Origin of the sequence: Streptomyces sp. NPDC091287 (genome assembly GCF_044768525.1) — a bacterium.
In the GTDB taxonomy this organism is placed as follows: Bacteria; Actinomycetota; Actinomycetes; order Streptomycetales; family Streptomycetaceae; genus Streptomyces.
The window spans coordinates 262,773-277,317 of sequence record NZ_JBIVUV010000003.1; the positions used below are offsets into that span (position 1 = coordinate 262,773).

Consider the following 14,545-nt stretch of genomic DNA (forward strand, 5'->3'; position numbering starts at 1 on the left):
GGAGTCCCCTCCCGGCGCTCCGCCGCCTCCCCCTCAGGGACCTGCCGCCGACGCCGCAGGGCCGCGTATACCGCCGTAGGGGCCGTCGCGCTCCCTCTCCCGCTCCGCCAGCCGCCTCAGCATCCCGTGCACGCGTTCCAATGATTCGTCCGCCGCGTCCATGGCCTCGATGCACTGCCAGTACAGACCGTCCTCCCCCGTATCGCAGGCCACCCCGACCAGGGCGATCCCGGCCTCACTGAGCAACAGCGCGAGCCCGGCCAGGGACCGCCGCACATCGGCGATCCCGGACAACTGGGCCGCCCTGGCACCGCCGGAGAGCACCGTCGGGTGATCCAGCGCCGAGCATCCGGCACCGATCTCCCCCAGCGCCCGCGCCTCACTCCGTAACTCCACCGGGCCGTACAGCGCCAGCCGACTGCCGACCGCCCGGGCGAGAGCCTGCGCCTGCCAGGCCTCCGCCATGACATCCAGCGCGCCCCGGCTGCCCGCCAGAGCCCGCCGCCCCGCCTCGATGACTCGCTCCGCTTCCATGTCTCTCCCCCGTCCGTACGAAAACCCGCTCACCTCATTCATTACCCACAGTGAGGTAGACAGCACCGTAAGGCCAGAGGAAATCGGAAATCTGTGGACAGGAAGTCGACTGTGGATATCTCGCTCACTCCGAAGAGTGACGATCGAGGGGTTCCGGAGCGCTCGGCAAGGGGAAGCGCTTCTCGTTCCGCTCCAACTTGGCGGCCAGCGCCACCGTCGGATCGATGCCCAACACCGCGCAGAACTGCAGGAGATAGGCGAGCACGTCCGCCACCTCGTCGGCGACCCGGTGGGCCGATTCGGGGTTCTCCATGATCCCCGCCGACTGTTCGGGCGTCAGCCACTGGAAGATCTCCAGCAGTTCGGAGGCCTCGACGCTGAGCGCGGCCGCCAGGTTCTTCGGGGTGTGGTACTGCTCCCAGTCGCGCGCCGCAGCGAACGCGGCCAGCCGCCGCTGGAGTTCTGCCACATCGATGTCTGTCACGGTCCCAGGTCTATCACCGCCCACCGACAGTGCCTCCCCACGCGGAACCCGGCACGGAGGGACGAGCCTGCGCGGAGTCGGGGCCGACGCGAAGACGAGGCCGGAGCGGTGGGGCGGGCCGACGCGGAGACGGGGACGGAGACGAGGCCGACGCGTAATCGGGGCCGGCGCGGCCGGGGGCGGCGGTCCGGTCCGGCTGCCGCCCCGACTGCCGCTTCCTACGACTGGGAGAGACCCGCGGGCGTGACCCCCTCGACCTCCATGCCGACCGGCGCGAGCAGGAAGACATTGCGGTCGACGCGGTGCATGCCGCTGCCGAGCCCGAAGACCACACCACTGCTGAAGTCGAGAATCCGCTTCGCCACGTCCGTTTCCGCCGCCGTCAGGTCGAGCAGCACCGGGACCTGGGCGACCAGGTATTCGGCGACCTCGCGAGCGTCCGCGAAGACCTGTACCCGCAGCACCACGAGGCGCCGCTGTTCGGCCGCCCGCTCGTCCGGGACGGTGCGGTGGTCGATGCGGGACGGCCACTCGTCGCGGCCGCGCAGCGGTACGACCTGCGCGAGCCCTTCCCACTGCTCGTCGGTGGCGTCATATCTGTCATACCTGTCGTACCTGCTCACAGGGCCACCCCGTCGTCGAGCCGGTCGGGTTCCCGCCGGCTGCACTCACTGTTCATCGGGCAATCCTCTCGCCCCTCACCCGTTCGGCGTACCAGCGACACGGCGAAGTCTCCGTCCGTGTCGCTTCCGGTACCCGACGGGCACCGGTTCATGACGCCCCGCGCCCCCGGGCACGATGAGGCGCACCGTATCGAGACGCACGGCGCCGATCAGACCGTGACGACCTGGACCCCCGCCTCGCCGAACCGGTCCTTCGCCTCCGCGCCGATACGGGAGTCGGTGACCAGGACGTCGACCATTCCGAGGTCGCAGACCCGGGCGAACGCCCGCTTGCCGATCTTCGACGAGTCGGCCGCCACCACCACCCGCTGGGCCCGCTCCGCGAGCAGCCGGTTGACGCTGGCCTCGCCCTCGTGGTGGACGTACGCACCGCGTTCGATGTCGATGGCGTTGACCCCGAGAACGGCGACGTCCAGGGTGATCTCGTTCATCACGCCGACGGCGAGCGGGCCCGTCAGCTCGTAGGACTGGGGCCTCGCGACCCCGCCCGTCACGACCATCTTGATCTGGGGCCGGATCGCCAGCTCGCTCGCGATGTTGAGGGCGTTGGTCACCACGGTCAGCGTCGGCTGCCCGCCCGCCACCGCCGTCTCGCCCACGATGTCCGGACGCACCGCCAGCGCCCTGGCCACTTCGGTCACGGTCGTTCCACCGGTCAGGCCGACGACCTCGCCGACGGCGACCAGGCCGGACACGGCGCGGCCGATGGCCTGCTTCTCCGGTGCGTGACGGCCCGTCTTGTAGCGGAGCGCCAGTTCGTAGGAGACCCCGTGCGCGACCGCGCCGCCCCTGGTGCGGGTGAGAAGGTGCTGTTCGGCCAGCTGGTCCAGGTCGCGGCGGATGGTGGCGGCCGAGACGTCGAGCGTCGCCGCCGCCTCCTCGACGTCCACCCTGCCGTGCTTGCCGACCAGTTCCAGCAGCGCGTCCCACCGGGCGTCCCTGGACAAGAGCGTCTCCTCACCGTCCGGCGCGGGCACCGCGTTTCGCGGGAACGCGGTCGCCGGGGGCCGGACCGCCGCAAGCGTCGCACAGGGCCTTCCGGGAGCCCTTCACCCACCTGCGACTTGCTTGTTTTTGCTCGATAACTGCATGTAACGTGCAGAATTCTACATCCGGGCTGGCCGGCCTCGCTCAGCCCCGTTCCCGTGGTCCACCTCGTTCCCGTGGAGTGCAGACGTGTCGTATGCCGAGACCGAGACAGCCAGTCAGCCCGCCTGCTGGCGGCGCGCCGCCGCCTTGGCGGGCGGCCCCGAGACCGCCGCCCTGCCCGTCGCCGGCGAACGGATCGCGGTCGTCGGCTGCGGTACCTCCTTCTACATGGCGCAGGCCTACGCCGGGCTCCGCGAGGGCTCCGGCCAGGGCGAGTCGGACGCCTTCGCCGCCTCCGAGTTCCCCTTCGGCCGCGGCTACGACCGCGTCGTCGCGCTGACCCGCTCGGGGACCACGACCGAGGTGCTGGAACTGCTGAACCGGCTGCGCGGGACCACCCGCACGGTGGCCGTCACGGCGGACCCGGGGACCCCGGTCAGGGCGGCGGCCGACGATCTCGTCGTCCTGGACTTCGCCGACGAGCGGTCCGTCGTCCAGACGCGCTTCGCCACGACCGCCCTCACCCTGCTGCGGGCCCACCTCGGCCTGCACTCCGAGGCCGTGGTCGCGGACGCGGAGACCGCGCTCGCCGAGCCGCTGCCCGACGGGCTGCTGCAGAGCACCCAGTTCTCCTTCCTCGGCCGGGGATGGACGGTCGGGCTGGCCCACGAGGCGGCGCTGAAGATGAAGGAGGCCTCGCTGTCCTGGACGGAGTCGTATCCCGCGATGGAGTACCGCCACGGCCCCATCAGCATCTCCACCGCGTCCACCGCGACCTGGATGTTCGGCGAGGCCCCCGAGGGCCTGCCCGAGCAGGTGCGCGCGACGGGCGCCCAGTGGGTGGACGGCGCCCTCGACCCGCTGGCCGATCTCGTACGCGTACAGCGCCTCGCCCTCGCCCGTGCGGCCGCGCGGGGGCTCGACCCGGACCTGCCGCGGCATCTGAGCCGTTCCGTGGTGCTCGACGGAGCCTGAGGGACCATGGACCCATGCATCTGACCCTGGCAGCCGCGCCGGAACCGCTCGCCGCCCCGGATCCGCAGGGGGGCATCGTCGGCTGGGCCACCGGGCTGGTCGAGACGTTCGGCGGTCCCGGCGCGGGTGCGGCCATCGCGCTGGAGAACCTGTTCCCGCCGCTGCCCAGCGAGGTGATCCTGCCGCTGACCGGGTTCGCCGCCTCGCAGGGGGTGCTCAGCATCGCCTCGGCCCTGTTCTGGACGACGCTCGGCTCGGTCGTCGGCGCGGTGGTGCTGTACGGGATCGGAGCCGTGTTCGGCCGGGAGCGGATGCACGCCTGGTGGGCGAAGCTCCCCCTGGTCAAGGCCTCCGACCTGGTGCGGACGGAGGAGTGGTTCGCCCGGCACGGCACCAAGGCGGTGCTGCTGGGCCGCATGGTGCCGGTCTTCCGGAGTCTGATCTCGGTGCCCGCGGGCGTGGAGCGCATGCCGCTGCCGGTGTTCGTCGGGCTGACGACAGCGGGCAGCCTGGTGTGGAACACCGTGCTCGTGATGGCCGGATACTGGCTCGGCGACCAGTGGGACGTGGTCGGGGCGTACGTCGCCGTCGTGACCAAGATCGTGCTGGCGCTGGCCGCAGTCGCCCTGGTCGGTTACGTCGCGATGCGCGTCAGGGGCCGCAACCGCGAGCGGCCTTGAAAACGCTGACGGCGCTCACGGGCACGGCACTGCATGACGCGTCACGGCACGACGCTCCACGAAGCGACTCGGCGCGCGGTGGAGCAGCACTCGGCGCCGCGCGACCCGGCGCCGCGCGGCGCGGCCGGAACCGCCGTCCGGGCCCCCGCCTCATCGGCGGGACGCGCGTGAGACACCCCGGCGGGGTGTCTCACGGCAGACGGCTCAGGACTCCTCGAAGTAGGCGTCCAGGACGGTGTCCAGCTCGGCCGGCCAGCTCTTGAGCTCGGCGCGGGTCGCCGCCTCGACCTCGGCGTTGAACCAGCGGCGGCTCGACAGATGGACGGTCACCGTGAACCGGCGGCCGAAGCGCGCCGGGGTGGTCTCCACCGCGCCGATCTCCCCCCAGTGGAACTCGGCCTCCTGGTCGTCCAGCGTGAAACGGACGCCTTCCCTGGCCACCCGGATCGAACCGCGCCGGTCGCTGACCTCGAAGACGGGGCCCTCCTCGACGGCGTCGCCCTCGGCCTCGTTCTTGGCCTCACTCCCCGGGCCGGCGTCGCCCGCCGCCGATTCCGGTTCCTGGTCGGTGTCGGCGTCCGCGGCGTCCACCACGGCCTCGTCGTCGCGTTCCGTATCCTTCTCCGTTTCCGACTCCGGAGCAACGCCCTCCGGACCGGCCTCCGATTCCGGTTCGGGCTTGCGGGTCGCGACGGGCGCCGCCAGTCCGGGCAGGGGGATGAACGCCGGGTCGGTGCCTGCGGCGAACTCGGGCTTCTTGTTCGAATCTATGCTCTGCTCCACGGCGGGCAGTATGGTCGACGAACCTGTACGTGACCAGTCGTCACCGCCCCGACGCCGCTCACAGCACACCCTTGCGCCATTCCCGTACCAGCAGATAGCCGAGGTACGCGCCGCCGATCGCCATCGTGTAGATCCCGACCGGCAGGTCGTCGAAGAGCGCCAGCTGCTGGGAACAGAGGTCCGCGAGCACCAGCAGCAGACCGCCGGTGAGGGCGGAGAGCAGCAGGTGCGGGCCGGAGCCGCGGGTGAGGCGTTTGGCGATCTGGGGCGCGGTCAGGGCGATAAAGGCGATGGGGCCCGAGACGCTGACCGCGGCGGCCGAGAGGGCGATGGCCAGGACCACGGCGAGGGTCTTGGCCTTCTTCGGCTCGGATCCGAGTCCCTCGGCGATGTCGTCGCCCATCTCACCGATGTCGAGCCGCCGGGAGATCAGCGCGGTCAGTGGGGCGGTGGCGAGCAGGACCAGCCAGATGGTGGTGGCGTCGGTCCAGGAGCGGGCCGTCAGGCTGCCGTTGACGTAGGCGGTGAGGACGGAGGCCTTGTCGCGTTCCAGGGCGTAGACGACGTACTGGGTGACGGCCGCGCCCATCGCGGCGACGCCGATCCCGGCGATGACGAGCCGGGCGGGGTTACGGAAGCCGGTGCCGGTGGAGACGTACACGAGGCCCATCGCGAGGACCGCGCCGAGGAGCGCCCCGATGGCGACCGGGACCGTGTCGGGGAACATCAGGGCGCAGATCGCGGCGCCCGCGCCGGCCCCGGCGGAGAGGCCGATGACGTCCGGGCTGCCGAGCGGGTTGCGGGTGACGGACTGGAACAGGGCGCCGGAGAGGCCGAGCGCCGCGCCGACCCCGATGGCGACGGTGAGCCGGGGGCCGCGCAGCCGGTTGAAGACGAACCGGTCCTTGCCTTCGGCGTCGCCGATGAGCGCGGCGGGCAGGTCGGCGAGGTCGATGCCGAGGCGCCCCCAGGCCAGCGTCGTGACGGCGGCCGCGAGGAGGAGGACGAAGAGCCCGGCGCTCGCGAACACGGAGGCCCGGCGCATGGGTATCGCCACGGTGCGGCCGACGACCAGATAGCCGCGGGGGGCCTGGGGAGCCTTGCGTGCGGGGGCGGTCTGTTCGGTGACGGTCATGAGGTGCCCCGCATCCTGCGTACGGCGATGAGCAGCGCGGGTGCGCCGATGAAGGCGGTGACGACGCCGACCATGAGTTCGGTGGGGCGCATGACGACCCGGCCCACCACGTCCGCGAGGAGCAGGAGCGTGGGGCCGAGCAGGGCGGAGAAGAGGATCTGGGCGCGGAAGTCGACGCCGACCAGGGCTCGTACGACGTGCGGGACAGCGAGGCCGACGAAGGCGATCGGGCCGACGGCGGCGGTCGCGGCGGCGCTGAGCAGCGTGGCGGCGAGCAGTCCGCCGCCCCGGGTGCGCCCGGGGTGCGAGCCGAGGGCGATGGCGGTGGCGTCGCCCAGGGCCAGGGCGTTGAGGCCGGGGCCGAGAGCGAGGGCGAGCAGGAAACCGACGGCGGCGAAGGGCAGGACGGACCAGAAGACGTCGAAGTCCCGGCCGCCGAGCGCTCCCACGACCCAGTAGCGGTAGCTGTCGAAGACCTGCGGCTTGCTGAGGGTCACCGCCTGGATGAACGCCATGAGCACGGCGGTGAGCACGGCTCCGGCGAGCACCAGGCGCACCACGCTCGTCCCCGTGCCGGCGGAGCCGATGACATGGACGAGGACGCCGGCGACCAGCGCTCCGGGCAGCGCCCACCACATGGTGTCGGTGGCGCCGGAGGCCCCGAGCCAGGCGGTTGCGGCGACGATGCTCGCGGAGGCGCCGGCGTTGATGCCGAGGAGGCCCGGTTCGGCCAGCGGGTTGCGCGAGACGCCCTGCATGAGGGTCCCCGCGACCGCGAGGCAGAGTCCGGCGAGGACACCGAGGACGGTGCGCGGGTAGCGGCTCTCGATGATGACGGTGATGTTGGGGTCGGCGGTGCCTCCGAGGACGTCGACGACATCACCGAGCGAGGTGCCGCGACTGCCGAACATGACGCTCGCGCAGAGCGCGAGCGCCAGCGCGGCCAGGCCGAGGAGCAGGAGGAACGCCAGCCGAGCGGCGCCGGTACGGGAGGTACTGGCGCCGCTCGGCGGTGCGACCGTGGTGGTTGCCATGGGAGTGGAGTGTGCCTTGTGGGCTCGGCGGTTCGGCTACCGGTCCGCCTTGTGGGCTCGGCGGTTCGGCTACCGGTCCGGAATTACTTGCCGGCGGTCTTGACGGCCTTGTCGATGATCGGCAGGTAGCGCTCGATCGTCCAGGGCACGGTCAGCGGGTTGATGATCGAGGAGGCGGTAACGAAGGAGTTGTCGTTGCTCGCGACGACGGCGCCCTTCTTGATCGCGGGGATCGCGCCGTACAGCTTCTGGCCCTCGATCTCCTTGCGGTTCTTCTCGTCCGTGTAGAACGTGAAGACGAGGTCGCTGTCCTTGAGCTTCTCGGCGTTCTCCAGGCCGATGAGGGCCGAGTCGGTGCCGGGGGTCTCCTTGAAGCCGTTGACGACCGGGTCGACCTTCAGGCCGAGCGAGGAGACCATCTTGACGCGCTGCTCCTCGGGCTTGAAGACGCCGAGGGTGCCGGGGCCGGAGTTGTAGATGTAGGAGAAGGTGACGTCCTTGTAGTTCGGCCGGGTGGCCGCGGCGTCGGCGAGCTGCTTCTCGATCTTCGTCTTGAGAGCGTTCGTGTCCTCGGTCCGGCCGAGCGCCTTGCCGATGATGTCGATCTGCTGGTCCCAGTCGGTGCTCCACGCCTGGTCGGGGTAGGCGACCGTGGGGGCGATGTCCTTGAGGACGTCGTACTGCTTCTGCGTGATACCCGACCAGGGGGCGAGGATGACGTCCGGCTCCAGCTCGGTGATCGCCTCAAAGTCGATCTCCTCACCGCCCGTGAACTGCTTGGGCAGCTTGTCGCCGGACTTCTTGACGGCCTCGTTGATCCACGGGAGGTAGCCGGACTTGTCGCTGCCCCACGGGTAGCTCTCGATGCCGACCGGGGTCTGGCCGAGGGCTATCGCGGTCTCGGCGGAGCCCTGGCCGAGGGTGACGATGCGCTCGGGCTTCTCCTCGATCTTCGCGGTGCCGAGCGAGCTCTTGATCGAGACGGGGAAGGCGCCACCGCTCTTCGCCGAGTCCTTCGCCCCGTCCTTGTCGCCGTCACCGTCCGAGGAACAGCCGACCAGGGCGACGGCGAGAGCGACGGTGGTGGCCGTCGCGGCGAGGGTGTGGCGGCGCACGCGGGTGAAGCCGAGCATGGAGGGTCCTCAGGTTGGCCGAGCAAGGTTAGGCAAGCCTAAGCCAGAGAGGTCGACGCCTCAACAAGCCCCCCTTCCGCACCGCCGGGCACAAGGGCCCCGCAGGGGGCTGTCGGCCTTCACGCCCCTTCTCCGCGCGTTGCCCCGAGGTAGAGCGGATCCGTGGACTAGCCCCGGGGGCAGGGCTGTTGATCCCCGGGACCGTCGGCGGGCCCCCTCCGCCCGCACGGCGGGACGCGCTCCGCCCGTGTGCTGATCGTTATGGAGCCCGCCCGGGACGGACAGGCCGCGCTCAGTGTCCGTGCTCGGCTGATTCCTCGTTCTCGGGCACGGGCTTCCCCACCGCGGCATCCCCGGCGTGCACGGTGAAGGCGGCCGTACGGACCTTCCCCTCGTGCCGGAAGTCGAGGAAGAGGCGGTAGGCCCCGTTGCTCGGGGCGGTCGCGGTGAAGGAGACCTCCGGCCCCGGCTTCGTCCGCCCGTCGCCCGGTTCGCCGTTCGGGTGCACGTGGAGGTAGGCCAGGTCTCCGGCGCGCAGCGCGACGAGGTGGCCGTACGCGCCGAGGTAGGGCTGGAGGTCGGTGACCGGCTTGCCGTCCTTCTCGACCTCCAGCTTCAACTCGCTGCCCGCACCGGGGCGCAGTGCCCCGTCGAGCGTCACCTCGTACCCGTCGACGGCCACCGTCCGTTCGGCCTCCGGCAACGCCTCCGGGCGCGCGTCGCCCGATACGGCGAGGTCCGCGCCCAGGGTGATGCCCTCGGCGTTCTTGACGTCCGGGGTGAAGTCGGCGAAGACCCGGTAGCCGCCGGCCTCGGGGAGTTCGAGGGGGGTGGACCAGGTGCCGTCGGCGGCCCGCTCGGGGTGCAGGTGCCGGTAGGTGGTGAGGTCGCTCGACGCCACGATCAGGTGCAGTTCCTTGTCGTGCTCGCGGCGGAACGCCGTCACCTTGCGGGAGGTGCCCTCGTCCACGACGGCGAACCGCAGCTCGGCGGGCTCGCCCGCCTCCACGCGCGGGGTGCTGAGGTCGAGGGCGTAGCCCCCCTGGGAGATCTGCAGGCCGCCGGGAAGCTCCGGGGCCTCCCCCGCGCCCTTCTCCCCTGCCCCCTTCTCCGCCGCCTCCTTCGCTCCGTGGCCGTCCTGATGGGACGGCTCCTTCTCGGCGACGGCGGGATCCATGACCCCGCCCACCGCGTACGCCGACCCGAAGGTCGCCGCGAGCGCTGCGGCGAAGGCCGTGATCTTGAGACCGGTATGCATGGCCCACTCCCTCGTCAAGGTCGCCGGGTAGCGACCACTCACCACTCAAGATACCCCCCAGGGGTATGAAGTCAACTGGAGAGTGCCCTTGTGGAGGGGTACGGGGAACGCGGAGGGATTGCTGATCGAGCAGGCGGCCCGGCCGTGGGGGCAGCAGATGGAGACCGACGGGCGCGCCTTCCGGGCCCACCCCCACGGGGAGCGCGGCTCAGGACAGCGGCGTCACTGACCCTCGGGGCCCATCGCCGCCAGGGCGCGCAACAAGGTGTCCGTCTGCTCGTCCATCGGGAAGAACGACTCCACCGCGAGTTCCGAGAGGGTCACGTCGGCGGGGGCGCCGAAGGTGGCGATCGTGCTGAAGAACGCCATGTCGCCGAGCGGCGTGCGGATGCGCAACGGGACCACGATGCCCGTCGGGTCCACCGGCCCGGGGTCGGCGTCGAGGTCCGGCGGGGCCGGGTAGGCGGACACCTCCTCGTACAGCTCCCGCAGATCGCGGTGGCCGGTGCTGTCGGCCTGGTGCCGCAGCCGGCCGAGGGCATGGGCGCGGACCTGGGCGAAGTTCAGGCACTGGGAGGCGAGGCCCTCCGGGTGGAGGATCAGCCGCATCACATTGCCGCCCGACTCCGTCAGGTGCGGCGGCACGGTGCCGAGCAGGAGGGACATCGCGTCGTTGCGGTCGACGATGTTCCAGATCCGGTCGATCGCCGCGGCCGGGTACGGCTCGTGGCCGGCCAGCATCGCCCTGACCGCTGAACGGACCATGGCCATCCGCTCGCTGTCGAGCGGCGACTCCCGGTACGCGGGGGCGTAACCGGCCGCCAGCAGCAGGCCGTTGCGGTCCCGCAGCGGGACGTCGAGGTGCTCGGCGAGCCGGAGGACCATCTCCCTGCTCGGCCGGGCACGGCCGGTCTCCACGCAGGAGAGGTGCCGGGTCGAGGAGTCCGCCCGCAGCGCCAGGTCGAGCTGGCTGAGCTTGCGTCGGCGGCGCCACTCCCGGATCAACAGGCCTACCCGGGGCGGCTCTTCGGTCTCCATGACCTCACCGTATCCGTGGTCCGCCGTCCACGCCTCCATGACCTGGGAGGTCATGGAGTGCGGGCCCCTGCGCGTGGCACGGTGTCACCGACCCCACCGGCCGAAGGAGATCCGAGATGACGTACGCCCTCACCCCGTCCGCGGCGACGGTGGCTCCCGCACGGGACGCCGCCCGGTTCCTCCGTCTGGTGCTGCGCGTCGACAGTGTGAGCACCGCCGTGATGGGCGTCGTGCTGGTCGCGGCCGCCGTGCCGCTCGGCTCCGCGACCGGGATGCCGGTGGCCTTCGCCGTGGCGTTCGGGATCTTCCAGATCGGCGGGGCGGCCTCCCTCGCGCTGATCGCCGGCTATCCGGTGATCCCGCCCGCCCTGGCCAGGACCGTCGTCGCCGTGAACGCCCTGTGCGCGGTCGGGTGCGTGGTGACGGCCTTCGCCGACTTCGTGCCGCTCAACGGGTTCGGGGTGGTGTTCCTGCTGATCGGAGCCGTGATCGTGGCGGTCTACTCCGCGCTCCAGTACACAGGGCTGCGGCGGATGACCGCGGCGCCCTCGTCGCGGTAGGGCCTGCCGGCGAACTGCCGCCGTCGTCCGCCCGACAGACGGCAGGCAGTTCCCAGGGCCCGGCGTGGCGTCGCCGGGGCCGCCCCGGCCGTCCCTAGCCTGGCGGAGGGGAACCCGACGGCAGGACAGGCGCACCTCATGGCACCACGCACCCACTGGCTCTTCGGGGACCAGCTCGGCCCCCACTTCCTGGACCCCCGCCGCGGCGGACCGGACGCACACGCCCCCGTCCTGATGATCGAAGCCCGGTCCGTGCTCCGCAGACGTCGCTTCCACCGGTCCAAGGCCCACCTCGTCCTCTCCGCGATGCGGCACCGGGCGGCCGAACTGGGCGACCGCGTCCACTACGTACAGGCCGAGACCTACGCGGACGGGCTGGCGGAGGCGGGGTTCGGTGGACGCGGGCACCGTCTGACGGTCTGCCACCCGACCTCGCGCGCCGCGCTGGACCTCGTGACCTCGCGGGACGAGGTCGACGTCCTCCCGGCCCGCGGCTTCCTGCTGCCGCAGGCGGAGTTCGAGGCGTGGGCGAAGGAGCACACGGGCGGCCGTCTGCGGATGGAGGGCTTCTACCGGTGGGTCCGCCGGCGCCACGAACTGCTCATGGAGGGCGACGAGCCCGCCGGGGGGACGTGGAACCTCGACCACGACAACCGCGAGCCGCCGCCCCGGGGGTGTTCGACCCTGGAGGTGCCCGCACCGTACAGCCCGGCCGAGGACGAGATCGACGACGAGGTGCGCCACGACCTCGACCGCTGGGAGCGGGACGGGGAGGTCTCGTTCGTCGGCCGCGACGGCCCCCGCCGCTTCCCCGTCACCCGGCGGGAGGCGCTGGCCGCGCTCCGGCGCTTCGTCTCGCACCGCCTCGGCGACTTCGGCCGCTACGAGGACGCGATGCTCGCGGACGACCCCGTGATGAGCCACAGCCTGTTGTCGGCCCCCCTCAACCTGGGGCTTCTGGACCCTGCCGAATGCGTCGAGCGTGCCGAGAAGGCCTGGCGCGCGGGCGAGGCCCCGCTCAACAGCGTCGAGGGCTTCGTGCGCCAGATCGCCGGCTGGCGGGAGTACGTGTGGCAGCTCTACTGGCACTTCGGCGAGGACTACCGGGGCCGCAACGCGCTGCGCCACACCGCGCCGCTGCCCGACTGGTTCCTCGACCTGGACGCGGAGGCGGTCACCGCGAACTGCCTGTCCACCGCTCTGGCCCAGGTCCGTGACACCGGCTGGACCCATCACATCCCGCGCCTGATGGTGCTGGGCAGCCGTGCCCTGCAGGACGGCTGGGACCCGGCCGCCGTGACCGACTGGTTCCACCGCTGCTTCGTGGACGGCTACGACTGGGTGATGCTCCCCAACGTCGTCGGCATGTCGCAGTACGCGGACGGCGGCCGGATGACGACCAAGCCGTACACCTCCGGCGGCGCCTACATCAACAGGATGAGCGACCTGTGCGCCCCCTGCGCCTACCGCCCCACCGACCGGACCGGCGAACACGCCTGCCCGTACACGGCGGGCTACTGGGCCTTCCTGCATCGCCACCGGACCGCCCTGAGCGCCAACCACCGCATGGCGAGGGCGGTCAAGGGCCTGGACCGGCTCAAAGACCTCGACGAGCTCCTGGAGGAGACCTCGCGGCGCGGGGACCGGGCGCCGTGAGGGCGGCCACGACCGCGGCGTCCGGCTTCCACCGTGAGAATCGTGTCCGCCCGCCTGGAAGCACGGTCTCACTCCCCCGCGAAGTCGTCCGGAGCGGACCGGGCGAGGTCGGCGAGGGTCGCGAGGGCCCGGGAGAGGGTTTCCCGGGTGGGTGACGCCAGGCCCAGGCGGACCGCCTGCGGGCCCCGGGGGCGGCCCGCGGCGAACGCCGCGGCCGGGGTCACCGCGATGCCGTGCCGCGCGGCGGCGGCGACGAAGGTGTCGGCGCGCCAGGGACTGGGCAGCTCCCACCAGCGGTAGTACGAGAAGGGGTCGCCGCGCGTGTCGAAGTCCCCGAGGTGCCGGTGGGCGATCCCCTGCCTCGCCCCGGCCTCCCGCTGTTTCGCCCGTACGAGGACGTCGACGGCGCCGTCCGCCTGCCACTGCGCCATCGCTTCCAGGGGGAAGCGCATGGGCGTCCACCCTCCGGAGCGCAGGGCCCCCGCGACCCGGCCCGCCGTCGCGGCGGGGGCCACGGCGAATCCGAGGGACAGCCCCGGGGACAGGCGTTTGGAGAGGCTGTCGACGAGGACGGTCCGCTCGGCGGCCCGCGAGGCGAGGGGCGCCACGTCGTCCCGGAGGAAGGCCCAGACAGCGTCCTCGATCGCGTGGATCCCCGATGTCAGCAGCACGTCCGCCAGGTGGTCGAGCCGCCGCGCGGGCATGGTGAGGGACAGCGGGTTGTGGAGGACCGGCTGCACGTAGACAGCGTGCAGCGGAGCCGCGCGGTGCGCCTCCTCCACCGCCTCCGGGATCAGCCCGTCCCCGTCCATGGCCAAGGGCACGAGGGTGACACCGAGCCGGGCGGCGATGGCCTTCAGCACCGGATAGGTGAACTCCTCGACGCCCAGCCGGGCGCCCGGCCGGGTCAGCGCGGCGACAGCGGCGGAGATGGCCTGCCGGCCGTTCCCCGCGAACAGGATCCGTTCCGGGTCGGGCCGCCACCGCCCGCGCGCGAGGAGATCGGCGGCGGCCTCGCGGGCGGCGGGGGTACCGGCGGGCCCGACCGGGCGGAGCACCGACTCCAGGCGGTCGGAGCGCACCAGCTTCTCCAGGCCGGCGGCGAGCAGCCCGGCCTGTTCGGGGACGACGGGGTGGTTGAGCTCCAGGTCGACCCTGCTGTCGGCGGGCTCGGAGAGGGCAGGGGCGGGAGCGGGAGCGCCGGGCGCCTCCGTGACGAACGTGCCGCGTCCGACCTGGCCGACGGTGAGGCCCCGGCGGGCCAGCTCCTGGTAGACGCGGGCGGCGGTGGAGTCGGCGATGGCGTGGAGCCGGGCGAACTCCCGCTGCGGAGGCAGCCGTTCCCCGCCCTTGAGCCGCCCCGCCGCGATCTCCTCCGCCACCGCGTCGGCGACGGACCGGAAGTCCTTCACGGGTTTCGTCTCCCTGGTAATCGGCTCCACCTCCCTGGTGAACAGCGTCGAATCCCTGGTGAGCGGCATCCAAGCACGGCATTGCACCGAG

Annotated in this window: 15 protein-coding genes; 4 read left to right on the forward strand and 11 right to left on the reverse strand. The window is 72.1% G+C overall.

The genetic code is table 11. The features are described 5' to 3' along the window. Positions 1-33 precede the first annotated feature (33 nt). The 4 genes from ACIQRW_RS05875 to ACIQRW_RS05890 form a co-directional block, all read right to left on the reverse strand. Positions 34-534 (reverse strand): DUF6099 family protein, encoded by a 501-nt coding sequence (locus tag ACIQRW_RS05875; protein WP_403754943.1) that lies wholly within the window; start codon positions 532-534, stop codon positions 34-36. Positions 535-658: 124 nt separating this feature from the next. Next, positions 659-1,018 (reverse strand): nucleotide pyrophosphohydrolase, encoded by a 360-nt coding sequence (locus tag ACIQRW_RS05880; RefSeq protein ID WP_403754946.1) that lies wholly within the window; start codon positions 1,016-1,018, stop codon positions 659-661. A 218-nt stretch (positions 1,019-1,236) separates the two neighbouring features. Then, positions 1,237-1,641, reverse strand: coding sequence for a cell division protein SepF (locus ACIQRW_RS05885; protein ID WP_403754949.1), 405 nt, complete (start codon positions 1,639-1,641; stop codon positions 1,237-1,239). A 209-nt stretch (positions 1,642-1,850) separates the two neighbouring features. Further along, positions 1,851-2,648, reverse strand: coding sequence for a DeoR/GlpR family DNA-binding transcription regulator (locus tag ACIQRW_RS05890; protein WP_403754952.1), 798 nt, complete (start codon positions 2,646-2,648; stop codon positions 1,851-1,853). Positions 2,649-2,877: 229 nt separating this feature from the next. On the opposite strand from ACIQRW_RS05890, the gene ACIQRW_RS05895 reads away from it, so the two are divergent. Both ACIQRW_RS05895 and ACIQRW_RS05900 read left to right on the forward strand, forming a co-directional pair. Then, positions 2,878-3,765, forward strand: a complete 888-nt coding sequence (locus tag ACIQRW_RS05895; RefSeq protein WP_403754955.1) for an SIS domain-containing protein — start codon at positions 2,878-2,880, stop codon at positions 3,763-3,765. A gap of 14 nt (positions 3,766-3,779) precedes the next feature. After that, positions 3,780-4,445, forward strand: coding sequence for a DedA family protein (locus ACIQRW_RS05900; RefSeq protein WP_403754958.1), 666 nt, complete (start codon positions 3,780-3,782; stop codon positions 4,443-4,445). Positions 4,446-4,649: 204 nt separating this feature from the next. Here the strand turns inward: ACIQRW_RS05900 and ACIQRW_RS05905 are convergent, their stop codons facing one another. From ACIQRW_RS05905 to ACIQRW_RS05930, 6 genes are all read right to left on the reverse strand, one after another. Further along, positions 4,650-5,228 carry a hypothetical protein gene (locus tag ACIQRW_RS05905; protein ID WP_403754960.1) on the reverse strand — a complete coding sequence of 193 codons (579 nt, stop codon included), beginning with the start codon at positions 5,226-5,228 and terminating at the stop codon, positions 4,650-4,652. A gap of 58 nt (positions 5,229-5,286) precedes the next feature. Beyond that, positions 5,287-6,363: a FecCD family ABC transporter permease gene (locus tag ACIQRW_RS05910; protein ID WP_403754963.1), complete on the reverse strand. Its 1,077-nt coding sequence runs from the start codon at positions 6,361-6,363 to the stop codon at positions 5,287-5,289. Beyond that, the gene (locus ACIQRW_RS05915) at positions 6,360-7,397 is read right to left on the reverse strand and encodes a FecCD family ABC transporter permease (protein WP_403754966.1); all 1,038 of its coding nucleotides are present in this window, start codon (positions 7,395-7,397) and stop codon (positions 6,360-6,362) included. Before ACIQRW_RS05915 ends, ACIQRW_RS05910 begins: the two co-directional genes overlap by 4 nt. Positions 7,398-7,480: 83 nt before the next feature. Next, entirely contained in the window at positions 7,481-8,530 is a 1,050-nt protein-coding gene (locus ACIQRW_RS05920; RefSeq protein WP_403754969.1) for an iron-siderophore ABC transporter substrate-binding protein, read from the reverse strand. Positions 8,531-8,822: 292 nt separating this feature from the next. After that, on the reverse strand, positions 8,823-9,788 hold the full coding sequence (locus ACIQRW_RS05925) for a hypothetical protein (protein WP_403754971.1): 966 nt from the start codon (positions 9,786-9,788) through the stop codon (positions 8,823-8,825). Between the two features lie 222 nt (positions 9,789-10,010). After that, complete coding sequence (locus ACIQRW_RS05930; RefSeq protein WP_403755340.1) at positions 10,011-10,826, reverse strand: helix-turn-helix domain-containing protein; 816 nt, start codon at positions 10,824-10,826, stop codon at positions 10,011-10,013. A 116-nt stretch (positions 10,827-10,942) separates the two neighbouring features. On the opposite strand from ACIQRW_RS05930, the gene ACIQRW_RS05935 reads away from it, so the two are divergent. After that, positions 10,943-11,386, forward strand: a complete 444-nt coding sequence (locus ACIQRW_RS05935; RefSeq protein ID WP_403754973.1) for a hypothetical protein — start codon at positions 10,943-10,945, stop codon at positions 11,384-11,386. A gap of 138 nt (positions 11,387-11,524) precedes the next feature. Next, the gene (locus ACIQRW_RS05940) at positions 11,525-13,042 is read left to right on the forward strand and encodes a cryptochrome/photolyase family protein (RefSeq protein WP_403754975.1); all 1,518 of its coding nucleotides are present in this window, start codon (positions 11,525-11,527) and stop codon (positions 13,040-13,042) included. A 68-nt stretch (positions 13,043-13,110) separates the two neighbouring features. Here the strand turns inward: ACIQRW_RS05940 and ACIQRW_RS05945 are convergent, their stop codons facing one another. Continuing rightward, positions 13,111-14,454: a PLP-dependent aminotransferase family protein gene (locus ACIQRW_RS05945; RefSeq protein WP_403755343.1), complete on the reverse strand. Its 1,344-nt coding sequence runs from the start codon at positions 14,452-14,454 to the stop codon at positions 13,111-13,113. Between the last annotated feature and the right edge of the window lie 91 nt (positions 14,455-14,545).